Annotated in this window: 20 protein-coding genes; 19 read left to right on the top strand and 1 reads right to left on the bottom strand. The window is 35.2% G+C overall.

Going from position 1 to position 23375, the window contains the following annotated elements; all coding sequences use genetic code 11:
* Positions 1-4 precede the first annotated feature (4 nt).
* The 4 genes from sprA (at position 5) to QSV08_RS13105 (ending at position 8805) form a co-directional block, all read left to right on the top strand.
* The gene (sprA, locus tag QSV08_RS13120) at positions 5-7138 is read left to right on the top strand and encodes a cell surface protein SprA (protein ID WP_324028373.1); all 7134 of its coding nucleotides are present in this window, start codon (positions 5-7) and stop codon (positions 7136-7138) included.
* Positions 7139-7272: 134 nt separating this feature from the next.
* Positions 7273-7653 carry a glycine cleavage system protein GcvH gene (gcvH, locus tag QSV08_RS13115; protein ID WP_324023797.1) on the top strand — a complete coding sequence of 127 codons (381 nt, stop codon included), beginning with the start codon at positions 7273-7275 and terminating at the stop codon, positions 7651-7653.
* A 34-nt stretch (positions 7654-7687) separates the two neighbouring features.
* Complete coding sequence (locus QSV08_RS13110; protein WP_324028372.1) at positions 7688-8038, top strand: VanZ family protein; 351 nt, start codon at positions 7688-7690, stop codon at positions 8036-8038.
* Between the two features lie 62 nt (positions 8039-8100).
* A complete protein-coding gene (locus QSV08_RS13105) occupies positions 8101-8805 on the top strand; it encodes an energy transducer TonB (RefSeq protein ID WP_324023795.1) in 705 nt (234 codons plus the stop codon).
* Positions 8806-8879: 74 nt separating this feature from the next.
* On the opposite strand, the gene QSV08_RS13100 is transcribed toward QSV08_RS13105, so the two are convergent.
* Positions 8880-9755: an MBL fold metallo-hydrolase gene (locus tag QSV08_RS13100; RefSeq protein WP_324023793.1), complete on the bottom strand. Its 876-nt coding sequence runs from the start codon at positions 9753-9755 to the stop codon at positions 8880-8882.
* Between the two features lie 110 nt (positions 9756-9865).
* Between QSV08_RS13100 and cyoE the strand changes: the two genes are divergently transcribed.
* From cyoE to QSV08_RS13025, 15 genes are all read left to right on the top strand, one after another.
* Positions 9866-10768, top strand: a complete 903-nt coding sequence (gene cyoE / locus QSV08_RS13095; protein WP_324023792.1) for a heme o synthase — start codon at positions 9866-9868, stop codon at positions 10766-10768.
* Between the two features lie 2 nt (positions 10769-10770).
* Positions 10771-11352 carry a cytochrome c oxidase subunit 3 gene (locus QSV08_RS13090; RefSeq protein ID WP_324023791.1) on the top strand — a complete coding sequence of 194 codons (582 nt, stop codon included), beginning with the start codon at positions 10771-10773 and terminating at the stop codon, positions 11350-11352.
* A gap of 96 nt (positions 11353-11448) precedes the next feature.
* Positions 11449-12423, top strand: a complete 975-nt coding sequence (locus tag QSV08_RS13085; protein WP_324023789.1) for a cytochrome c oxidase subunit 3 — start codon at positions 11449-11451, stop codon at positions 12421-12423.
* 53 nt (positions 12424-12476) lie between these two features.
* A complete protein-coding gene (locus QSV08_RS13080; protein ID WP_324023787.1) occupies positions 12477-12860 on the top strand; it encodes a cytochrome C oxidase subunit IV family protein in 384 nt (127 codons plus the stop codon).
* A gap of 125 nt (positions 12861-12985) precedes the next feature.
* A complete protein-coding gene (locus QSV08_RS13075) occupies positions 12986-13615 on the top strand; it encodes a hypothetical protein (protein ID WP_324023785.1) in 630 nt (209 codons plus the stop codon).
* On the top strand, positions 13615-14346 hold the full coding sequence (locus tag QSV08_RS13070) for an SCO family protein (protein ID WP_324023783.1): 732 nt from the start codon (positions 13615-13617) through the stop codon (positions 14344-14346). The genes QSV08_RS13075 and QSV08_RS13070 overlap by 1 nt, the downstream gene beginning before the upstream one ends.
* Positions 14347-14355: 9 nt before the next feature.
* A complete protein-coding gene (locus QSV08_RS13065; protein ID WP_324023781.1) occupies positions 14356-14889 on the top strand; it encodes a DUF420 domain-containing protein in 534 nt (177 codons plus the stop codon).
* Positions 14879-15097 (top strand): hypothetical protein, encoded by a 219-nt coding sequence (locus tag QSV08_RS13060; RefSeq protein ID WP_324023780.1) that lies wholly within the window; start codon positions 14879-14881, stop codon positions 15095-15097. Before QSV08_RS13065 ends, QSV08_RS13060 begins: the two co-directional genes overlap by 11 nt.
* 116 nt (positions 15098-15213) lie before the next feature.
* Complete coding sequence (locus tag QSV08_RS13055) at positions 15214-16461, top strand: ABC transporter permease (RefSeq protein WP_324023778.1); 1248 nt, start codon at positions 15214-15216, stop codon at positions 16459-16461.
* Positions 16462-16498: 37 nt separating this feature from the next.
* On the top strand, positions 16499-17755 hold the full coding sequence (locus QSV08_RS13050; RefSeq protein ID WP_324023775.1) for an ABC transporter permease: 1257 nt from the start codon (positions 16499-16501) through the stop codon (positions 17753-17755).
* Positions 17756-17785: 30 nt separating this feature from the next.
* Positions 17786-18904, top strand: coding sequence for an efflux RND transporter periplasmic adaptor subunit (locus QSV08_RS13045; protein WP_324023773.1), 1119 nt, complete (start codon positions 17786-17788; stop codon positions 18902-18904).
* 91 nt (positions 18905-18995) lie between these two features.
* Positions 18996-19697, top strand: coding sequence for an ABC transporter ATP-binding protein (locus QSV08_RS13040; RefSeq protein WP_324023771.1), 702 nt, complete (start codon positions 18996-18998; stop codon positions 19695-19697).
* On the top strand, positions 19690-20919 hold the full coding sequence (locus tag QSV08_RS13035) for an ABC transporter permease (protein ID WP_324023769.1): 1230 nt from the start codon (positions 19690-19692) through the stop codon (positions 20917-20919). Before QSV08_RS13040 ends, QSV08_RS13035 begins: the two co-directional genes overlap by 8 nt.
* A 1-nt stretch (position 20920) precedes the next feature.
* Positions 20921-22177: an ABC transporter permease gene (locus QSV08_RS13030; RefSeq protein WP_324023767.1), complete on the top strand. Its 1257-nt coding sequence runs from the start codon at positions 20921-20923 to the stop codon at positions 22175-22177.
* A 44-nt stretch (positions 22178-22221) separates the two neighbouring features.
* The gene (locus QSV08_RS13025; protein ID WP_324023766.1) at positions 22222-23346 is read left to right on the top strand and encodes an efflux RND transporter periplasmic adaptor subunit; all 1125 of its coding nucleotides are present in this window, start codon (positions 22222-22224) and stop codon (positions 23344-23346) included.
* Positions 23347-23375: the final 29 nt, after the last annotated feature.

Here is a 23375-nt window from a genome sequence, read left to right as displayed (position 1 = left end):
CTTTATGTTTTTAGGTTCCATAACTACTGTTGTGGCGCAAGAAACAGAAGAACAGGAAATTGATTCGGTAAAAACAGGATATGATCTGGGTAGAATTCTAATTGAGAATCCAGAAAGTATTGTGTCGAAGTATATTTATGATCCTAAACTTGATCGATATATCTATAATGAGAGTGTGGGCGATTTTAATATCGGATATCCTGTAATTCTTACACCAGACCAATATTTTAAATTGATTAGGGAAGAAGGAATAAAATCATATTTCAAAGAAAAATCTGATGCTTATTCGGGTAAAAAAGAAGGTAGTGAAGAAGCTCGTAAAAACTTACTTCCTAACTTTTATGTGAATAACGATTTCTTTTCTACCATTTTTGGGGGTAATACTATCGAGATAATTCCGCAAGGATCTGTTGCGATGGATTTAGGTGTTATCTGGCAGAAAAATGATAATCCTTCTTTATCACCAAGAAACAGAACGAATCTTTCTTTCGATTTTGATCAACGTATTAGTCTTAGTATGCTGGGTCAAATAGGAGAGCGTTTACAAGTAACCGCAAATTATGATACAGAAGCAACTTTCGATTTTCAGAATATTGTAAAGTTAGATTATACGCCAACAGAAGATGATATTATACAATCTATAGAAGTTGGTAACGTAAACATGCCACTTAACAGTTCGTTAATTTCTGGTGCACAGAGTTTATTTGGTGTAAAAACGAAACTGCAATTTGGTAAAACTTCGGTAACCGCTGTTTTTTCTGAACAACGCTCACAAAACAATACAGTAGTTGCACAAGGTGGTGGTACATTAAATGATTTCTCTCTTACGGCTTTGGACTATGATGAAAATAGACACTTCTTCTTAGCACAGTACTTTAGAGATAACTATGATGAAGCACTTTCTTCTTATCCTTATATAAAAAGTCAGGTACAGATAACCCGTATAGAGGTTTGGATTACCAACAGAACACAGCAGACCTTGAATGTGCGTAATGTTGTGGCTATTCAAGATTTAGGTGAATCAGATATTACGAAGACCAGAGTTGGTCAGAGTAACGGTAGTGGTGGCGGGTTCTTTAATGGTCCTGCAGATTTAAGACCTAGAAACAACGCCAATGATTATGACCCCGCTTTAATACTTACTAATAATGGTGCGTTAAATGATAATATTAGGGAAATCGCAACTGTAGAAAGCGGATTCAATGCCGGTAGTTTCGCAGGCGGGTACAATCCTAATCAAGGTTTTGATTATGCCTATTTAGAGAATGCTAGAAAGTTAGAGCAAGGTAGAGATTTCGATTTCAATACTCAGTTAGGTTATATTTCATTAAACCAACGTTTAAGTAATGATGAAGTTTTAGGTGTTGCGTATCAGTACACATTTCAAGGTCAAGTATACCAAGTTGGTGAATTTGCAAATGGAGGTATTGAAGCTACAACGGTTACACAGACTGTAAACACAGTTATCGAGAATAATACCTTAATTCTTAAACTTCTTAAAAGTAATATTACCAATATCACTGATCCTATTTGGGACTTGATGATGAAGAATATTTACGCAACTGGCGCGTATAGTTTAAGTGAGGAAGATTTTAAAATGAATATTCTATATTCTGATCCTACTCCAAGAAACTATATTACTCCTATAGAAGAAGGTCCGGGATCTGGTTGGCCTGAAGGTTTAGAAGAAAGTATTCTTTTAAATGTCTTTAATTTAGATAGATTGAATGTCTATAATGATATTCAACCGGGTGGTGATGGTTTCTTCGATTTTATAAGCGGACAAACTATAGATGTGCAGAATGGTCGCATCATATTTACCACGGTAGAACCTTTTGGGGAATCTTTGTATGAAAAACTACAGAATGGTAACAGCGGTCAGTACAATGTTACTTCGGGTTATAACGCCAACCAAGAGCAGTATGTATTTAGAGATATGTACTCTTTAACTAAAACAGCGGCACTTCAAGATCCTGAAAAAAATAAATTCATATTAAAAGGTTCTTATAAATCAGAAGGTAGTAATGGTATTTCTATTGGTGCTTTTAACGTACCTCAAGGTTCGGTAACGGTTACTGCAAATGGTAGAACTTTACAAGAGGGTATCGATTATACGGTAAACTATCAATCGGGTACAGTACAAATATTAGATCCAAGTTTAGAGGCTTCTAATGTGCCTATCAATATATCGGTAGAAAACAATGCTGTATTCGGACAACAAACACGTCGTTTTACGGGTGTAAATGTTGAACATCAATTTAATGAAAAATTTGTTTTGGGCGGTACATTGTTAAATATGAACGAACGACCGTTAACGCAAAAATCAACTTACGGAGTAGAATCTGTAAATAATACCATATTCGGATTAAATACTAATTTCTCTACAGAGGTACCTTTCTTGACCCGTATGGTTAATAAGTTACCAAATATAGACACCGATGTACCTTCTAATATTTCTGTTAGAGCAGAAATGGCAGCTTTAATACCTAGTTCACCTAAAAATGCTGATTTTGAGGGGGAGACTACGACATATTTAGATGATTTTGAAGGAGCACAGGCACTGATAGATATTAGAGCGTCTCTTGGGTGGTCTCTTGCTAGTATGCCATTAGAATTTGGTAATTCTGATCAAAATTTTGGTAGTTCGCCCGAAGATTTAAATAACTTATTAAACGGTTATGGTAGAGCTAAGTTATCTTGGTATACCATTGATCCAATATTCTTTACCACACAAAGACCTGCTGAAATTAGCGATGATGATATTTCAACAAATGCTACGCGTAGAGTTTATATCGATGAAGTTTTTCCTGAGACCGATGTTGCTCAAGGGCAAACGCAGGTACAGTCTACTTTAGATATGGTGTATTACCCGACCACTAAAGGTCCGTATAATAACAATCCTGATTTTGAAACTCAAGCACCAACTAATAAATGGGGTGGTATGATGCGTTCATTAAGTAGTACAGATTTTGAACAGAGTAATGTTGAATTCGTTCAGTTTTGGGTAATGGACCCCTATGTTGATGGTATTGCAAATGGTGCAGGTGAATTAGTTTTTAACCTTGGTAATATTTCTGAAGATATTTTACGTGATGGTAAAAAACAATATGAAAACGGATTGCCTGGTGTAAATAGTAACGATTTTGTTTCACCTACTTCTTGGGGTGAGGTACCAGCAACACAATCATTGGTGTATGCTTTTGATGCCGATGAGAATAATAGAGGTTTACAAGATATTGGTTTTGATGGTTTAGATGATATTCGTGAAGCTGATGTGTATACTAATAACGGTGGTGAAGATCCTGCTTTAGATAACTACGGGTATTACTTAAATAGAGAAGGTAGTATTCTGGATAGATATATAGATTTTAATAACCCTCAAGGTAACTCACCGGTTACCGTAACTAATACAGATAGGGGTTCTACAACGTTGCCAGATGTGGAAGATATTGATAGAGATTTAACCATGAATACGGTTAATAGTTATTATGAATATCGAATTTCAATAAAGCCAAATACTACAATTAATGACGAGTATGTAACCGATATTATTGAAGGTACAGCAAGCGGCGATATTAGAATACCTAACGGCGATGATGTAAATTACCGTTGGATCCAATATAAAATTCCGTTAAGTGACTTTACCGATGCAGTAGGTGGTATTACAGATTTTAGATCTATTAGTTTCATGCGTATGTATATGACTGGTTTTAATAGTCCTACAATTTTACGTTTTGCTACATTAGATTTAGTTAGAGGAGATTGGCGTACATATACTAGTACTTTACAAGATAAAAATATTGATAGCGATCCATCTGATGATGGTACTACATTAGATGTAAATACGGTAAATATTGAAGAAAATAGTAGTAGAACGCCAATACCTTATGTATTGCCACCTGGTGTTATTAGAGAGCAATTGAATAATAATAATACCATTATTCGACAGAACGAGCAATCTCTTTCGTTGACGGTATCTAATTTAGAGTCCGAAGATTCACGAGGTGTATTTAAAAATTTGAATGTTGATATTCGTCAGTATGAGAAAATGAAAATGTTCATACATGCCGAAAAAATTATAGATAGTGATTATGCAGATACTTCTACACCTTTAGTTGGTTTCTTGCGTATGGGAACAGATTTTACCCAAAACTACTATCAAATAGAATTACCATTAGAGTTTACGCCATTTACTGCGGTTGCAGATGATGAGGTATGGCCAGAGAATAATGAGATGAATATTCTACTTAGTGATTTAACGAAAGTAAAGTCGCAATGGATTGCCGATGGTGATTTAAGTGATGTTCGTTTCTTTGAAATTGAAAATGGCGAAGTTGTGCCTGTGGGTGAGTTCGATGTTCGTACGCCTGGTAGAGTTCGTATTGGTATAAAAGGTAATCCGTCTTTAGGTAGTATACGTACTATGATGGTAGGTATAAAGAATCAAGATATTTTACCGGCAAGAGGTGAGGTTTGGTTCAATGAACTTCGTTTAGCAGGTTTAGATAATAATGGTGGCTGGGCTGCAATTGCTGCGATTGATGGTAATATTGCCGATTTTGCCAATTTTAGTGCCACTGGTAGTAAAAGTACTTCTGGTTTCGGTTCTATAGATCAAATGCCAAATGAACGTGCTCGTGAAGATGTTATTTCTTATGACGTAGTTACCAATGTTAATGTCGGACAATTGCTTCCTAAGAAATGGGGAATTCAATTACCGTTCAATTACGGAATTTCAGAGCAAATGATTACTCCCGAGTTTGATCCTGTATATGATGATTTAAAGCTAGAAGATAGAATTGCGGCAGAAACTACCCAAGAGGGTAAAGACGAAGTATTAGAACAGGCTGAAGATTATACAAAACGTACGAGTATCAACTTAATTGGCGTTCGTAAGGATCGTGGCGAAGAAGCAGATGCTAACTTTTACGATGTCGAAAACTTTACATTTAACTATAGCTACAACGAAACCGATCATAGAGATTTTGAAATTGCCGAGTTAAAAGAGCAAAATGTGAATACTGGTTTTGTGTACAATCACAGTTTTGAGCCGGTAGAAGTTGCACCGTTTGCTAAAAAGGATTCGCTTTTTACAGGTAAATACTGGAAATGGCTAAAAGATTTGAACTTAAATTTATTGCCTTCTAATATTGGTGTAACCTCTAATATTAATAGACAGTTTAATGCACAACGTTTTAGAGATGTGTATACTGAAGGTGAAGATAGAATTTCATTACCAGAGTTACAGCAGCGTAATTATTTATTCAATTGGCAGTATGCTATCAACTATAATTTGACAAAATCGCTACGATTAAATCTTACTGGTTCGAATAATAATATTGTTAGAAATTATCTAAACGAAGATGAGCCTTTAGAATCTGTAGATAGAATTAGAAATGAGCTTGACTTGTGGGACGGCTTTTTTGATGTTGGTGAGCCGAATAGACATTCTCAACAAATGCAGCTAAATTATGAAGTGCCTTTTTCTAAGATACCTGCTTTAGATTTTATAAGTACACAATACTCGTATACCAGTAATTTTGACTGGCAAAGAGGAGGTGATGCATTGTTTGAAGTAGCTGGTGAGTATATTAATACGGTACAGAACGCAAATACGCATACAATAACATCGTCTTTGACCATGCAAAAGTTCTATGACTTAATCGGACTTAAAAAGCGTAAATCTCCAAAAGCGTCTACTACAGGACCAATACGTAGAGATAAATCGGGTGCATTATCTGAAGATCAAGAGAAAATTAAAGGGAAGACCAGTGATTTATTTAATACGGTTGTAGATGTCGTTACTATGGTGAAACGATTAAACTTTAATTATAGTGAGAATAATGGTACCGTGCTTCCTGGGTACACGCAATCTGTCGGGTTTGTTGGTACAACTAAACCAACTATAGGTTTCTTGTTCGGTAGTCAGTCAGATGTTAGGTACGAAGCGGCTAGAAATGGTTGGCTTACGGGGTATCAAGAATTCAACGAGCAATTCATCCAAAGAACAAATAAACAATTGAATATTACCGCAACTGCGCAACCAACAAAAGATATCACAATTGATTTGGTAGCAGACAGGCAATATTCTGACAGTTATCAAGAGAACTTTAACGTGGTTGATCAAGAGTATAACTTACAATTAGGTAATAACTACGGTAGCTTTAGTATTTCTACGATGATGATTGGTACTGCTTTTGGTAAAAGTGATGAATTTGATTCAAGTACTTTTCAAGAGTTTCAAGATAATAGAATTACGATTGCAAATAGAATAGCAGTCGAACAAGGTATACCTGTCGATGCGAATGGTGAGTTTCCTGAAGGATATGGAAAAACACAACAAAGTGTTTTGTTACCAGCGTTCTTTTCGGCATATACTGGGCAAGATGCTAAACGAGTAAACTTAGATACGTTTAGAGATATTCCAATACCGAACTGGAGTATTAAGTATACTGGTTTAATGAAGAGCAAATGGTTTAAAAAGAAATTCAAACGTTTTTCTTTAAGTCATGGGTATCGTGCATCATATAGTATTAACTCATACCAAACGAATTTAGAGAAGGTGCAGTTGGTTAATGACAGGAAATTAGATCCTACTATTGAACTTATAAATGCTGAAAATGGAAACATTTTACCAGATTTGATTTTAAACAATGTGGTATTAACGGATCAATTCAACCCATTAATTCGTGTAGATTTTGAAATGAAGAACTCTGTTAGTATATTAGCAGAAGTAAGAACAGATAGAGCATTATCATTAAGTTTCGATAATGATTTAATGACCGAGATCAATGGTAAAGAATATACAGTTGGGTTAGGGTATCGTTTTAAAGATGTAAAATTTGTAACCAATATTGGTGGTAATAAAACAAGATTGAAAGGTGATCTAAACTTGAAAGCCGATGTCACCTTAAGAGATAATATTACCATTATTAGAAATTTAGACATCAATAATAATCAAATAACTTCTGGTCAGAATTTAATGTCGTTGAAGTTTACTGCCGATTACGCTTTAAGCAAGAACTTAAATGCATTGTTCTTTTACGATCATTCGTTCTCACAATTTGCAGTCTCGACAGCTTTTCCACAAACTACTATTAATACCGGATTTACAATTCGCTACAATTTTGGTAACTAATACCGCTATTTGGTAAAAGTTCGTTACCTGTTTTGTGTACCCTTCTTAAACATATGATAACATTGGTAAATGTTTTGATAACCTAAGTTGAAAACTTTACATTTGCCGAAGTAAAAAAATAATAAACTATTATAATGAATATACCAGCTGAATTAAAATATACGAAAGATCACGAGTGGGTTAAGATTGAAGGTGATATTGCTACTGTAGGTATTACAGATTTCGCACAAGGTGAATTAGGTGATATTGTTTATGTAGAAGTAGATACCCTAGATGAAACGTTGGATCGTGAAGCTATTTTTGGTACTGTAGAAGCGGTAAAAACTGTTTCTGACTTGTTCTCTCCTTTATCTGGTGAAATCGTTGAGTTCAACGAAGCACTAGAAGACGAGCCAGAAAAAGTAAATTCTGATCCTTATGGTGATGGTTGGATGGTGAAAATTAAATTTAGCGATGCTAGCGAATTGGAAGATTTGCTAAGTGATGCTGCATATAAAGAGATAATAGGTGGTTAAAAACACTATTTATAAAGTACTTTTCATAAGCTGGATGATGTTTGTAACATTTTCCAGCTTATTTTCTTTTTCGGGAATTGGTACCTCAAGGTTCAATATTCCACATATGGATAAGGCTGTTCATTTTACATTTTACGCTGTAATGGTAGTGTTGGGTTACTTGGCAATACCTAAGAGTAAAGAGCAGGGTGTTGGTAGGTCTAAGTTATTGTGGTACATTGTTTTATTTGCTGTACTGTACGGCATAATTATTGAAGTATTACAGCATGTAGCTACCGCTGATAGACATGGTGATCCGCTAGATGCGCTTGCAAATTCTACCGGAGCAATTGTTGGAATGTTGGCTGTTAGATTTATATTTTTTCGGGTGCCCTCGTTAAAATGAAAATTTTAGTTGCATTTTTATGGATTAATTAGTTAAATTAGCAATCACTAAATTGAATATATATGGAACCTAAAAAGAATCCAAAGGCGGATTTAACAAAGAACAGCAGTCTTTATTTCGTTATCGGTTTATTCGTGGTAATGCTATTTACTTTCGTAGCATTTGAATGGAAAACGTATGATGAGGTAAATGATTATGATATTTCTATGAATGTGGATGATCTTTTAGATGAAGAGGTTCCAATGACAGAACAAATCAAAACTCCACCACCTCCACCGCCACCAGCTGCACCTGAAATTATTGAAGTTGTAGAAGATGAAGAAGAGGTTGAAGAAACTGTAATCGAGTCTACTGAGACTAGTCAAGAAGAAGAAATCGTTGAGGTTGAAGATATCGCTGTTGACGAAATTGAAGAAGATGTAGATGTACCTTTTGCAGTTATTGAAGATGTACCTGTTTTTCCAGGTTGTGAGAACGAGAGCGATAAAAGAGCTTGTTTTAACAAAATGATTCAAAAGCACATTGGTAAAAACTTCCGTTACCCAGAAATTGCTCAAGAAATGGGTGTTCAAGGTAGGGTTAGTGTAATGTTCGTAATTCAAAAAGATGGTAGTATCGGTAACGTTAGAATGCGTGGACCAGATAAAAACTTAGAAAAAGAAGCTGCGAGAATTATTAGTAAATTACCTAAAATGACTCCTGGTAAGCAAAGAGGTAGAGCAGTACGTGTTCCTTTTAGTATTCCAATTAACTTTAAATTACAATAGTATTTATTTACTGTTTTAATCATATAAAAAATCCCGAGCAATTTGCTCGGGATTTTTTTTGCGTTTAATCTCTATTAGAAATCATTTTTTAAACTGGTGTAGAAAATAGTTCTCATTCGTTCAGGGCTTATGAATCCTGTTCCAAAATTATTATCGTATTTAGAAGATATTGACGAATTTTTTTCTACTTCTTCCAGGGTATCTCCAGAAGCTATAGCTTTAAGAATATTCTCTTTAATCGTTTCTAGCATATCAACATAAGCAATAAGTTCTAGCTTGTTTGATGATCTACCGTGACCAGGGATAATTATAGTTTTGTCATCTATTAACATCAAAGCTCTTTTTATAGCATCGATATAGCCATTTAAACTACCACCATTTTTTAAATCCATATATGGGTAACGTTCCGAAAAATAGGTATCACCCATGTGTAGTACATTATTTTTCATAAAATAAATCATTGCGTCACTATCGGTATGGGCATTGTGCACATGAAATGCCATGATAGTTTCATCTGCTTCAAAAATATTCAACTCTTCAGAGAAACTTATTTCTGGTAGTATTTCAGAGCCTAATTCAGGTTTTTCTTTTAATCTTTTAAGAAGATCTTTTCTGACATTGTCTTGAGCAATTAATGTGGTTGTACTTGAATTAAATTCTGCATTGCCGCCTGTGTGATCTCCATGCATGTGTGTGTTGAATAGATATCGTAAGGGCTTATCTGTTATACTTGCTACTGCTTTTTTTATTTTCGGACTTAATCGTGCAAATTGATCATCTATCATAAAAGAATTTGTGTCATTGACATATAACCCGATGTTTCCTCCTTCTCCGGTAAGCATATAAACTTCACTAGTAAGCGTGTCAATTGTGATAGTAACTTCTTTCTCTTGGCTCCAACTAATAGAGTGAATTAGAAATAATGCAATAAGTAAGTTTAAACGTTTCATTTTTAAGTGTTAAAGTGTTAAATCATTGACTTTCAAATATACTAGAAATAAAGGTTTAAGGTTGCAGAAATATAGTAGGGGAGTTATCTTTGCAGACCTATTTAAAAAATATGAAAACGGCTGTTGGTTCGGAAAAAGAAGGTGCATTTGCATTGATTTTTGCCGATTTTAAGGAGATTACCAAAGCTAGATTGGCTATTAGTGTCGTTTTTTCTTCGATAGCAGGTTATTTTTTAGGTGCTTACGAAATACAATGGTTTCAAGTTTTGCTTCTTGCCTTTGGTGGGTATTGCATGGTTGGTGCTAGTAATGCGTATAATCAAGTTATAGAAAAAGATTTAGACGCATTAATGAAGCGTACTAAAAATAGACCTATACCTACGGGTCGTATGTCTGTTAATACGGCAATGACTCTGGCAATTGTACTAACATTGGTTGGTATATTATCGCTCTATCTTTTGAACCCTAAAACAGCAATGTTTGGGGCAATTTCTATATTTCTATATACTAGTGTTTATACACCTCTAAAGACAATAACTCCGCTTGCAGTGTTTGTAGGTGCAATACCTGGGGCAATCCCTTTTATGTTGGGTTGGGTTGCTGCCACTGATGATTTTGGTATAGAACCGGGTACGTTATTTATGATTCAATTTTTCTGGCAGTTTCCGCATTTTTGGGCATTAGGCTGGATGTTGGATGATGATTATACAGCTGGTGGATTTAAAATGTTACCTACAGGTAAGAAAGACGGAGCAACGGTATTACAGATAATAATGTATACTATTTGGATGATGGCAGTTTCGATAATTCCGGTTTTTGGTATTACGGGTAGACTGCAGTTGTCGGTCGTAGCTGCAGTATTAATCTTTTTGATGGGAGCAGTGATGTTAGGTTTTGCTTTTCAATTGTATAGAAAAAGAGATAATGTTTCGGCAAGAAAATTAATGTTGGCAAGTGTCAGTTATATTACACTGATGCAAATAGTTTACGTAATAGATAAATTTTTAGCTTAATTATGGATTTAACACAAGGTACGGCGGCAGAGAAAAATGCAAGAGCAAAGAAGATGATGCTTTGGTTTGGTATTATCAGCCTATTAATGGGTTTTGCAGGGTGGACAAGTGCTTATATTGTAAGTAGTTCGCGAGAAGACTGGTCTAGCGACATTACGCTACCAAATTCTTTTCTATATAGTACTATAGTTATCATTATTAGTAGTCTTAGCTATATGATGGCAAAGAAAGCAATTAGTGAAGGTGAAAATGCAAGCGGTACTAAATGGCTATTGGCGACGTTAGGTTTAGGAGTACTTTTTATTTTTCTACAATTTTCGGGTTTTTCTCAATTAGTATCAGAAGGGTATTACTTTACAGGACCTACAAGTAGTATAAAAGTATCTTATGTCTTTTTGATTGCGATGGTGCATGTAGTGCATGTTGTTGCGGGTATGATATCTTTATTGGTGGTGTTGTACAATCAAAACAAAGGAAAATATAGTAAAGAGAACTATTTAGGTGTTACCTTAGGGGCAACATTTTGGCATTTTTTAGATTTATTATGGGTCTATTTGGTGTTATTTATGTTCTTTGTGAAATAAATAGTGCATCAAAATTAGTTTTGAGTCAAATTGCGTTTTTAAATAGTTCAAAAAAATGTAAATTTGCTAAAGTTTTATTAAAACGATAATTAGTATATGAATTCTACGGTGACTACGGAAACGGAAACAAGCGTATGGGGTGGTGGCAATCAGCCTCTAGGAGCAAGCTACGGCAAATTAATGATGTGGTTTTTCCTTGTATCGGATGCGTTAACTTTCTCAGCATTTTTAGCAGCATACGGCTTTTCAAGATTTAAATTTATTGAAACATGGCCAATAGCGGACGAAGTGTTTACACACGTTCCTTTCTTTCATGGTAATTACCCCATGATTTATGTTGCGTTTATGACTTTTATTTTAATTATGTCATCGGTAACGATGGTATTGGCAGTTGATGCAGGTCATAAAATGAAACAGAATGCAGTAACATGGTACATGTTCGCTACTGTAATCGGAGGTATAATCTTCGTTGGTTCTCAAGCTTGGGAGTGGGGTACTTTTATTAAAGGTGACCATGGTGCATTAGAAACTAAAGGAGGTAGAATATTACAGTTCGTAAAGGCTGATACAGGTGAAAGGGCTTCATTAGCAGATTTTGCAGCTTCTATACCAGATGATAGAGTTATTCACGAAAGAAAGAATGGACTTTGGTTTTTTCAAGAACCAACATTAACTAGTGTTTCACTAGCAGAGGTGGTTGAAGGGTTTAAAGCTGATTCTAATATTTTGATTAGAACTGAACAAATCAACGAAGAAGGTGAGAAGACACTTCTAGATAGAAAAGCCTCTTTGGCAAAACTGGCAGAAGCAACACAAGTTGTTGAAGGTGCTAATTTGATTCATAATGAATATGGAACCAGACTTTTTGCTGACTTCTTTTTCTTTATTACAGGTTTTCACGGTTTCCACGTATTCTCGGGTGTAGTAATTAATATTATTATTTTCTTTAATGTTATCATTGGTACTTACGAGAGAAGAGGTCATTATGAAATGGTTGAAAAAGTCGGATTGTACTGGCACTTTGTAGATTTAGTTTGGGTATTCGTATTTACCTTCTTCTACTTAGTATAATCCAATTAAGAAAAAACAGCATTACTGAAAATAGAATTTTAGATTAAAGTAAAATGGCAGACGGACATAAATTAGAAATTTTTAGAGGACTTGTAAAGTTCAAATCTAACACACAGAAAATCTGGGGAGTATTAGCTTTTTTAACGCTTATAACTGCAGTAGAAGTAGTGTTAGGTATTGTTAAACCGGCATCATTAACCGATACTCATGTATTGGGTATGAAGTTAATCAACTGGGTTTTTATTATATTAACCTTAGTTAAGGCATATTATATCGCTTGGGATTTTATGCACTTACGTGACGAGAAGTCTTCATTAAGAAGAGCGATTATTTGGACACCAGTATTTTTGGTTATTTATTTAACATTTATTCTTCTAGTAGAAGCCGATTATATTTATAATGTATATAAAGATGGCTTTGTAAGTTGGAACTTCTAAGTTATAATTAACAGTATTAAGAGACGGTTTTATAACCGTCTTTTTTATTTTTGTATAGTTTGTAATTTATTGATTATATCTATTGTGACTTATTAAATGGTTTCAATAACTATTCTTCCTGATTTATGAAAAAGACCTTTGTTCTTGTTGTCTTATTTGTGCTGCCAATTGTGGCATATTTATTCTTTGCTTCTGGTGTAACCAATTTTGGAAAGCTATCGCAGCTAACAAAAAATGTTCATGAAATAGATTTTTCTGATGAAGCTAAATTCAAAGGTAAAATCACTATACTAGGTTTCTTGGGTTCAGATGTTGAAGGTAGAAAGGGTAATGCATTCAATATAAATCAAAAAATATACAAACGCTTCTACGAGTTTAAGGACATCCAATTTGTTATGTTAGTTGCTAAGGATACGGAAGGTGAAGTCGAAGCACTTAAAACGGAGCTTGCTACCCTTGCAGATAATGATAAGTGGAATTTCGTGTCTGCTAACGATACTCAAATTAAAGACCTTTTTAATAGTTTAAAAACTGACATAGTATTAGATGCTAAAAACAGTACGTCATATGTTTTTATTATTGATAAAGACTTAACATTAAGAGGTAGGTCAGCTGATGAAGATGATGGTACTAAATATGGTTTCAATTCTAACTCCGTTTCAGATCTGAATAATAAAATGATTGATGATGTAAAAATCGTATTAGCCGAATACAGACTTGCATTAAAAAAGAATAATACTGATCAATCTAAATAATGAATAAGAAGTATACATACGTTTGGGTTTCGCTAATTGTTCTAATTTTTGGCATTATTGTAGTGCCAAGAATAGTAGAAAGATTGTCTTCTGGTTCTGTTGTTGAGAACGATCGTTTAAATGTTTCTGGTAAAAAGAGTAGCGAGAAGCTTGGCTATATACTGTTAGATGGGAAACGAAGAAAAGTACCTGCTTTTGAATTTATAAACCAAGATAGTGTTGTTGTTTCTGATAAAGATTATTTGGGTAAAGTATATGTTGTTGATTTCTTTTTTACCAGATGCCCAAGTATCTGCCCCGTAATGACAACTAACTTAGTAGGTGTTCAAAAGCATTTTAAAGATGCCGATGACTTTGCAATAGCATCTTTTAGTATTACACCAGAGTTTGATACACCACAGGTGCTAAGAAGCTATAAAGAGAAATATTTGATTCAAGATAAAAACTGGAATCTAATGACCGGTGATCATGATGGTATATATGAATTGGCAAATGCAGGTTTTAATATTTTTGCGGCTGAGATGCCAGATGTTCCTGGTGGGTTTGAACATTCGGGTTTATTTGCCTTAGTAGATAAAGATGGTTACCTACGATCAAGAATAGATGACTTTGGTAACCCGATAGTGTATTATCGTGGTGCTATTCTAGAAGAAAAAGGAGTTAATGATCATGGTGAAACGGAAGAAATAGGGATTCTGAAAATTGATATTCAGAAATTGTTAGAAGAATAAGTTAGGAGTATGCAAGGGACCGTTAAAGACGAGAAAAAGTTTAATAAATTAATTGCAGTTGTTTCTGTGATTATACCAATAGTAGTAGCAATTCTTTTTGGTGTTAAGTTGCCTAATGTTGAGCCACTTTCATTTTTACCTCCAATCTATGCCACTATAAATGGAATTACGGCTGTACTACTGTTAGTAGCTGTCTGGGCTATTAAAAATGGTAATCAAAAGTTACATCAGAATTTAATGACAACCAATATTGCTTTGTCTTTACTATTTCTGATGATGTATATAGCGTATCACATGACATCAGATTCTACTAGTTATGGGGGTGAAGGTGCTATTAAATACTTCTATTATTTTATTTTAATTACTCATATCGTACTTTCTATTGCATTAATTCCTTTAGTGCTGAGAACTTATGCTATGGCATATTTAAAGAAGTTTGAAGATCACAGAGCATTGGCAAAGTATACATTCCCTGTTTGGTTGTATGTTGCCGTTACCGGTGTTGTAGTTTATTTAATGATATCTCCGTACTATGCATACTAAACAAATATTATTATTGGTAGTAGTTTTCTTTCTGTTGATTCCAATAGATGCTGAAGCGCAATGTGCAATGTGTAGAGCGGTCTTAGAAAGTGAATCTTCTGGTAAGGCAGCTGAAGGCATTAATAATGGTATCGTTTATTTAATGGCTGTACCTTATGTTTTAGTAGCTGGTCTTTTCTATTTTATCTACAAAAAGATGAGGCCTTAAATCTTTTTTATAGTTTTTTTACACAAATAGTGTAACATTCTTGCTTTTGGTTAGTCTTATGATTGTGTGATAGTTGTATCGCATTCATCAATCAATCAACCTAATCAATCAATCTTATGTTCGACTTAGAACGTTGGCAAGAAATTTTCGATACTATTCGCAAGAATAAGCTACGCACATTTCTAACCGGACTTTCCGTTGCTTCAGGTATATTCATTCTAGTTATTTTATTGGGTTTTGGTCAAGGCATGCAAAATGGTATCGCCAAAGAGTTCGAACAAGATGCTGCTACCAGTGTTTGGGTCTGGCCAGGTGTTACCACTATGGGCTATAAAGGTATGAACCCAGGTAGACCAATTCAATTTCGTAATGAGAATTACGACATGGCGGGTGTATTATTTGAGGATCAAATAGAAAATAAATCGCCAAGGTTATTTGTTCGAGGCGTATTCGTAAACTACGGTAGTGAGTCTTTAGCTTATAACGTTCAAGGTGTTTCTGATCAATTTCAATTTATCGAAAATGAGTTTATGACCTTGGGGAGGTTCCTCAATCAACAAGATGTTGATGCTAAGGCTAAAGTGGCAATCATCAGCAATAAGATCAATCGAGAAGTATTTCATGCGTTAGAAAGTCCGGTAGGGGAGTTTTTAGATATCTCTGGCATCCCTTTCAAAATTGTTGGTGTCTACGGCGATATTGGTGGTGAACGAGAAGAAGACCGTATTTATATACCTGTAAGTACTGCACAACAGGTTTTCAATGGCGCTGATCATTTAAATAATCTTTCCTATACATTACCTCCTGTAGAAGATTTCGAAACCGCCGTTGCACAATCTATCAAATTTAAGAATGAATTAAAATCGTATTTGCAAAAAGCACATACGGTGGCGCCAGAAGATACGAGCGCCATTCAAGTATATAACCCTATGGAAGAGGCCAAGCGCTTTTATGCACTAATGGGGGGTATCAAATTTTTCTTTTGGTTTGTAGGGGTTTGTACCATTATCGCTGGTATTGTTGGGGTGAGTAATATTATGCTCATTGTAGTGAAAGAACGCACCAGAGAAATAGGTATACGAAAAGCGTTGGGTGCAAAACCATGGTCAATTGTTGGTATGATTTTGCACGAAGCAATTTTTATTACGGCAATAGCGGGTTTCACAGGACTCATTTTAAGTATGGGGCTGCTCGAAATTGTGGGACCACATGTAGAGGTAGATTATGTGTTAAACCCCTCAGTGAATTTCAATGTCGCCTTAACCACTGTATTTGTATTGATTTTTGCAGGAGCAGTAGCGGGATTTTTCCCTGCCTGGCGAGCGGCTAAAATTCATGTGATAGAAGCATTAAGAGACGAGTAGTAAAAAATAAAGAAGTATAACTAAATAAGATAGAACCATGTTCAATAGAGACCGGTGGAAAGAAATCTTAGAAGTATTATCTAGCAATGTGTTTAGAACATTGGCTACTTCTTTTGGTGTGGGCTGGGGTATTTTTATTCTAATTATTCTACTTGCTGCGGGCAAAGGTTTGGAAAATGGCATTCGTGCCGATTTCGGAGATATCGCTACCAATACAATGTTCATGTGGTCTCGTAATACGACCATGTCATATAAAGGATTGCCAAAGGGAAGACGTTTTAATTTTAAGCAAGAAGATGTACAATCTATAAAAGATAATATTCCTAATTTAAGATTCATCTCTCCCCGAAATCAATTAGGCGGATTTGGTGGGGGTAATAATGTGGTACGCGGTTTAAAAACTGGTGCATTCAATGTCTACGGAGATTATCCAGAAATAATACGGCAAGAACCTATGACCATAACATCGGGTAGGTTTGTAAATCATAATGACATTCAAGACAAAAGAAAAATTGCGGTAATAGGTGTTGGCGTAAGAAATGAACTTTATGATCGAGGTGAAAAAGTTCTAGGAACCTATATTAAAATTCAAGGAGTCAATTTCATGGTAGTAGGTACCTATCAAAAGAAAGATGATGGCGGTGGTGAAGAAGGTCAAAAAGAAATCTATGTCCCGTTTACTGCATTCTCGCAAGCTTTTAATATGGGTAACGATGTCGGATGGATGGCGATAACTGCGCTAGATGGTAGTTCCATTTCTAATCTCAAAGAGAAAATTGTAAATGTCGTTAAGGAGAATAGAAAAATTCACCCCGATGATAAACGTGCCGTTGGGTATTTTGATTTATATGAACAGTATAATCGCGTAGAAAGTCTGTTCGGTGCATTACGTTGGGTAGCCTACTTTGTAGGGGTGCTCGTACTATTGTCCGGTATTATTGGGGTGAGTAATATTATGCTCATTGTTATTAAAGAACGAACTAAAGAAATCGGAATTCGTAGGGCTTTGGGCGAAGCACCATGGTCTATCAAAAAACAAATTTTAATGGAATCTATTTTCCTCACGATCATATCGGGTATGATAGGCATTGTCTTCGGTGCGGCATTTATTTATGGCGTTAACGCGGTGCTAGACTCCGTAGGTCCTGTAGACATGTTTGTAAACCCTAGTGTAAGTTTGGGTGTGGTAGTGAGTGCCCTGGTTATTTTAATATTTTCCGGCTTGCTAGCGGGATTCATACCTGCACAAAGTGCCATCAAAATAAGACCAATTGAAGCTTTAAGAACAGAATAAAATTATCATCAAAATACAACCAATCAAAAAATGAAAAAGTCAACAACAATTATCATCCTGCTTATTATAGTGCTTGCCTTTGGCGGGTCAATGTTCTATTTGTATTCAAAAAATGCAGAAGACCCAGTGGTGTATCAAACAGAAGAACCTTCTAAGCAGACCATTATTAAAAAGACGATGGCAACGGGTAGTATTCTTCCGTTAGAAGAAGTGCTTATTAAACCGAATATATCGGGAGTGATAGAGAAGATTTTCGTGGAGGGTGGCGATTATGTAAAATCTGGCGATTTGCTGTGTACTATTAAAGTGGTACCTAATCTAAGTTCTTTGAATGACGCCAGAAATAATATTAATGAAGCTAAAATTAACCTAGATGATCAATTGCGTAATTTAGATCGTCAAAAAGGATTGTTTACCAAAGGGGTAATTTCTAAAGTAGACCTAGAGCGTGCTCAGTTAAGCTATGATCAGTCGAAACAATCTTACGCAGCTGCTAATAAAAGATATGATATAGTAAAAACGGGTACTACTTCTGGTTTTGGTAATGCTGCAAATACACAAATTAGAGCAACGGTTAGTGGTATGGTGCTAGAAGTACCCGTAGAAGTAGGTAATCAGGTTATTGAAAGTAATAACTTTAATGAAGGTACTACCATAGCTGCTATTGCAGATGTAGATAAAATGATTTTTGAAGGTAAGGTCGATGAGTCTGAAGTGGGAAAAATTAAAGAGAATCTGCCTTTAGAGATTACCGTTGGTGCCATTGAAGATAAAGTGTTCGATGCTGTTCTAGATTATATAGCGCCGAAAGGAAATGAAGAGAATGGTGCTATACAGTTTGAAATTAAAGGAACCCTTAAAAAACAAGACTCCATATTCATTAGAGCAGGTTTAAGTGCCAATGCATCTATAATTTTAGCTCGAGCAGATAGTGTTTTAGCAGTAAAAGAAGCTTTGGTGCAATTCGATGATAAAACCAAAAAACCTTTCGTAGAAATCGCAACTGGTGATCAAGAATTTGAAAGACGAGATATTGAATTAGGCATCAGCGATGGTATTCATGTTCAAATAAATTCTGGCATTATAGAAGGTGATAAAATTAAGGTATGGAACGAGGTAGTGCCCGATGAACTAGCCGAGAACGAATAAATTAAAAAAAGTATTAAATTGATGTAACAAATTTAACACTGCATAGTCTAATGAATAGGCAGTGTAAAAATTGTTCAAAACAACAACCAACATGATTCAAATTAAAGATCTTCATAAGTCCTATAAAATGGGCAAGAATTCTCTTCACGTTCTTAAAGGAATAAATTTTAATGTTGAAGAAGGGGAGTTAGTAGCTATCATGGGCTCTTCTGGTTCGGGTAAATCTACCTTATTAAATATTTTAGGTATGTTGGATAGCTCTGATTCTGGAGAGTATATTTTAGATAATGTTCCTATTAAAGATTTAAACGAAACTAAAGCTGCTAGATACAGAAATAAGTTTTTAGGTTTTGTTTTTCAATCGTTCAACCTTATCAATTATAAAAGTGCGGCAGAGAATGTAGCCCTGCCACTATACTACCAAAAAGTACCGAGAAAAGAACGTCAAGAAAAAGCTTTAAAATATTTAACCCAAGTGGGTCTTAAAGAATGGGCTGGTCATTTGCCTAGCGAACTTTCTGGTGGTCAAAAACAACGTGTAGCCATAGCTAGAGCTTTGGCAGCTGAACCAAAAGTATTACTTGCCGATGAGCCTACAGGTGCATTAGATAGTAAAACATCTTATGAGGTGATGGACTTAATACAGAAAATTAACGACCAGGGTAATACTATTTTAATAGTTACTCACGAGCCGGATATTGCTGATATGTGCAAGCGTATTGTGCATTTGAAAGATGGCGTAATTATAGAGGATAAGAAAATAGAACAAGTAAGAGCCGAGCAATATGTTTGATAGAGACATTTGGCAAGAAATATACCATAGTATAAGCAACAACAAGCTTAGAACTTTCCTTACCGGGTTTTCGGTAGGTTGGGGTATATTCATTTTGGTATTGCTTTTGGCTTCTGTAAAGGGAATGCAAAACGGATTCACACTTCAGTTCAGTGACGATGCTACCAACTCCATTTTTGTGAGAACAGGTACTACTTCTTTAGCTTATGGTGGGTTTGAAGCTGGTCGAAGAATTCAAATGACAAATGATGATATTGAATACATCAAAAGAAGTTTTCCTAACGACGTAGAGTATATTAGCCCGAGAGTATATCAAAATACATCGGCACGTTATAAGAGCGAAACGGGTAGTTATAGTATACAAGCAGTTTACCCCGATCACCAAGCTATTGAAAAGACTATAGTGAATAAGGGTCGATTCATAAATACTAATGATTTAATGAATGCCTCTAAAGTTGCCGTTATCGGCAGAAAAGTAGAGGAAGATTTATTCAAGAACGAAGATGCCATAGGTAAGTTTATAGAGTTCAACGGACTGCCGTTTAGGGTAATTGGCACTTTTACTGATGATGGTGATGATAACGCAGAGCGAAACATTTATGCACCTACCAGTACATATCAAAAAATGTATGGGCAAACAGATCACATTGATCAGATTGCTTTAACCTATAATCCTAATTACGATTTAACCGAAGCACTTGCTTTTTCAGATCGATTAGAGAATGTTTTTAGAAGGCGTTTTAAAATTGCACCCAAGGATCAATCAGGAATTAGAATCTTTAACTACGCAGAGGTTTTTGAAGATATTAGCAACTTTACAGGAGGTCTTGATATCGCAGTAATTATAGTGGGTCTTTTAATATTATTATCTGGTATTGTAGGTATCGGTAATATTATGGTGTTTATAATTAAAGAACGTACAAAAGAGATTGGTGTTCGTAAAGCTTTAGGTGCAGAGCCGTGGTCGATTATAAAATTAGTCTTGTTTGAATCTGTTTTTATAACTGCCTTATCTGGATTTATAGGATTAGGAATTGCAACAGGATTATTAGCGGCTATCGGTCCGAGTATTAAAACAGGTGCTTTTGCGAATCCGTCGGTTAGTATGTCAATGGTTGTAACCGCAACCATAATTTTGATTGTAGCAGGCGTTCTAGCAGGATTGATTCCTGCAATGAAAGCGGCAAGAGTAAAACCAATTGTAGCATTAAGCGATAAATAATATGTGGATATTTGATAGAGATTTATGGTCAGAGATTTTTGCCACATTAGGTAAGAACTTGTTTCGTACATTTTTAACCATGTTAGGGGTTATTATAGCGATGATAATTCTTGTGCTATTATTAGGTGGCGCAAACGGAATGAGCAACGGCTTTCAGAAAATATTCGCTGGTACGGCGTCTAACAGTCTGTTTGTATGGAGTCAAAGTACATCTGAACCTTATAAAGGATTTGAAAGAGGACGCAGAATTCAATTTAAACTCGAAGATGCGACCATTCTTAAAGAACAGATTCCAGAAATAGAAGTTCTTGCCCCAAGAATAGAATTGGGTAATCATAGAGGTGTGGTTACAGTGTATAGAAACGGATTAACTAGTGGGTCGGCGGTGTATGGTGATTATCCGAATGTGGATGAAATCATGAAGAAGAAACTGGTAGAGGGCAGGTTCTTGAATGAAAATGACATGACCGAGTCTAAAAAGGTTTGTGTTATTGGAGAAGAAACCTATAAGCTTCTATTTGAAAAAGGTGAAAATGCGATAGGGGAAGATGTTCGTATTAACGGAGTGTTTTTTAATATTGTCGGGATATATAAGCCGAACCAAAATATAAATATTGACGGTGAGAATTCAGTGTATATTCCATTTTCAACATTTCAAAAAGCTTTTGGATCCGGAGATAAAATGGGATGGATGGCAATTTCGGTTCAGTCAGATACTAAAGTGCCTGTGGTTGAGAGTCAGATAAAACGCCTGTTGAAAAACAAGTATGATATCAACCCCATAGACGAACGCGCAATTGGTAGCTTTGATATGTCTGAAGTCTTCAATAATGTATCTGCATTTACCGGTGTATTACAAGGCGTGTCATTCTTCGTCGGAATTTTGACCTTACTGGCAGGTGTAATCGCTATTAGTAATATTCTTTTAATTACGGTAAAAGAACGTACTAAAGAAATAGGTATTAGACGTGCTTTAGGCGCAACACCAAAAGTGGTAAAAAGACAAATTGTACTAGAGTCAATAGTAATTACGGTATTTGCGGGCTTTGTCGGTTTTGCAATTGCAATAGGGTTTCTGGCAATTGCGAATAATATGATAGGCGAAAATAGTGATATGCCTTTTTATAATCTTATGATTAGTATACCACAGTTTTTAGGTTCTTTTATTTTAATGGTTAGTCTGAGTGTTTTAATCGGATTGATACCTGCGAATAGAGCTATTAGAATAAAACCAATTGACGCATTAAGAGAAGAGTAACAGACCAAACAACAAAAGAATAAATAACAATCAAATAGTTGAGCATGAACAAGTATGTAAAGTACGTATTAATAGGAGTAGCAGTTATTGGGATACTGGCTGCAGTAGTCTATTTTTTAAAGAAAAATAGCACCCCTTTAAAAACATATGAAACTGAAACCGTTGAAAAAAGAGATATTACCAATAAGGTAGTTGTTACCGGTAAGGTTATACCACAAGATGAAATTGAAATCAAACCTCAAATTTCTGGTATTATACAAAAGGTGTATTTAGAAGAAGGTGTTCAAGTAAAAGCAGGAGATTTAATAGCTACTATAAAAGTGGTACCTAATGAGCAGTCATTAAATCAAGCTCGCGGTAGAGTTAATAATGCCAAAATTTCTTTAAGCAATACGAAGATTGAATATGACCGTAATAAAACACTTTTTGATAAAGGGGTAATTTCTAGTCAAGATTTTAATGCATTGCAATTACGATTTGATCAAGCAAAGCAAGAACTGCAAAATTCTCAGGCAGATTACCAGATTATTAGAGTTGGTTCTGCAGGTGGTTCTTCTAGTGCAAATACGAATATTAGAGCGACGGTAACTGGTACCTTATTAGAAATACCTGTAGAGGTAGGTGATCAGGTTATTGAAAGTAATAATTTCAATGACGGTACTACCATTGCTTTTATTGCAGATATGTCTAAAATGATTTTTGAAGGTGAAGTTGATGAGGCTGAAGTAGGTAAACTTAAAGTTGGTATGCCATTAGAGATTAGTATGGGTGCTTTACAAGATGAAAAATTCAGTGCAAAATTAAAGTTTATTGCACCTAAAGGTGTGGAAGAAGAAGGCGCTGTTCAGTTTAAAATTGAAGGAGATTTGGTAGTGTCTGATAGCACTAATATTAGAGCAGGGTATAGCGCAAATGCAGCCATTGTTTTAGAGGAGAAAAAAGATGTGCTTTCTATAAAAGAAGCTTTGTTACAGTTCGATAAAGAAACTAATAAGCCTTATGTAGAAGTGGAGACTGGTGATAATGAGTTTGAAAAAAGAGAACTTGTACTAGGTGTAAGTGATGGTATCGACGTAGAAATTATATCTGGAATCGATGAAGACTCTAAAATAAAAATCTGGAACAAGTTAGAGGCTAAGAGTGAAGATAATGGCTCGGATGAGGATTAAGAATAATCAATCAAATCAAAAAACGAATC

Source organism: Maribacter sp. BPC-D8 (assembly GCF_035207705.1).
In the GTDB taxonomy this organism is placed as follows: Bacteria; Bacteroidota; Bacteroidia; order Flavobacteriales; family Flavobacteriaceae; genus Maribacter.
The sequence above is the reverse complement of the archived record's forward strand: the minus strand, read 5'-3'. Positions and strand labels throughout refer to the sequence as shown.

What these genes read in the sequence shown, in the direction of transcription:
- QSV08_RS13040 (WP_324023771.1), top strand. Translation starts at nt 18,996, where the DNA reads ATGATTCAAATTAAAGATCTTCATAAGTCCTATAAAATGGGCAAGAAT.
- gcvH (WP_324023797.1), top strand. Translation starts at nt 7,273, where the DNA reads ATGAATATACCAGCTGAATTAAAATATACGAAAGATCACGAGTGGGTT.
- QSV08_RS13090 (WP_324023791.1), top strand. Translation starts at nt 10,771, where the DNA reads ATGGATTTAACACAAGGTACGGCGGCAGAGAAAAATGCAAGAGCAAAG.
- sprA (WP_324028373.1), top strand. Translation starts at nt 5, where the DNA reads ATGTTTTTAGGTTCCATAACTACTGTTGTGGCGCAAGAAACAGAAGAA.
- cyoE (WP_324023792.1), top strand. Translation starts at nt 9,866, where the DNA reads ATGAAAACGGCTGTTGGTTCGGAAAAAGAAGGTGCATTTGCATTGATT.
- QSV08_RS13080 (WP_324023787.1), top strand. Translation starts at nt 12,477, where the DNA reads ATGGCAGACGGACATAAATTAGAAATTTTTAGAGGACTTGTAAAGTTC.
- QSV08_RS13055 (WP_324023778.1), top strand. Translation starts at nt 15,214, where the DNA reads ATGTTCGACTTAGAACGTTGGCAAGAAATTTTCGATACTATTCGCAAG.
- QSV08_RS13070 (WP_324023783.1), top strand. Translation starts at nt 13,615, where the DNA reads ATGAATAAGAAGTATACATACGTTTGGGTTTCGCTAATTGTTCTAATT.
- QSV08_RS13035 (WP_324023769.1), top strand. Translation starts at nt 19,690, where the DNA reads ATGTTTGATAGAGACATTTGGCAAGAAATATACCATAGTATAAGCAAC.
- QSV08_RS13110 (WP_324028372.1), top strand. Translation starts at nt 7,688, where the DNA reads ATGATGTTTGTAACATTTTCCAGCTTATTTTCTTTTTCGGGAATTGGT.
- QSV08_RS13065 (WP_324023781.1), top strand. Translation starts at nt 14,356, where the DNA reads ATGCAAGGGACCGTTAAAGACGAGAAAAAGTTTAATAAATTAATTGCA.
- QSV08_RS13060 (WP_324023780.1), top strand. Translation starts at nt 14,879, where the DNA reads ATGCATACTAAACAAATATTATTATTGGTAGTAGTTTTCTTTCTGTTG.
- QSV08_RS13085 (WP_324023789.1), top strand. Translation starts at nt 11,449, where the DNA reads ATGAATTCTACGGTGACTACGGAAACGGAAACAAGCGTATGGGGTGGT.
- QSV08_RS13050 (WP_324023775.1), top strand. Translation starts at nt 16,499, where the DNA reads ATGTTCAATAGAGACCGGTGGAAAGAAATCTTAGAAGTATTATCTAGC.
- QSV08_RS13100 (WP_324023793.1), bottom strand. Translation starts at nt 9,755, where the DNA reads ATGAAACGTTTAAACTTACTTATTGCATTATTTCTAATTCACTCTATT.
- QSV08_RS13025 (WP_324023766.1), top strand. Translation starts at nt 22,222, where the DNA reads ATGAACAAGTATGTAAAGTACGTATTAATAGGAGTAGCAGTTATTGGG.
- QSV08_RS13075 (WP_324023785.1), top strand. Translation starts at nt 12,986, where the DNA reads ATGAAAAAGACCTTTGTTCTTGTTGTCTTATTTGTGCTGCCAATTGTG.
- QSV08_RS13030 (WP_324023767.1), top strand. Translation starts at nt 20,921, where the DNA reads ATGTGGATATTTGATAGAGATTTATGGTCAGAGATTTTTGCCACATTA.
- QSV08_RS13105 (WP_324023795.1), top strand. Translation starts at nt 8,101, where the DNA reads ATGGAACCTAAAAAGAATCCAAAGGCGGATTTAACAAAGAACAGCAGT.
- QSV08_RS13045 (WP_324023773.1), top strand. Translation starts at nt 17,786, where the DNA reads ATGAAAAAGTCAACAACAATTATCATCCTGCTTATTATAGTGCTTGCC.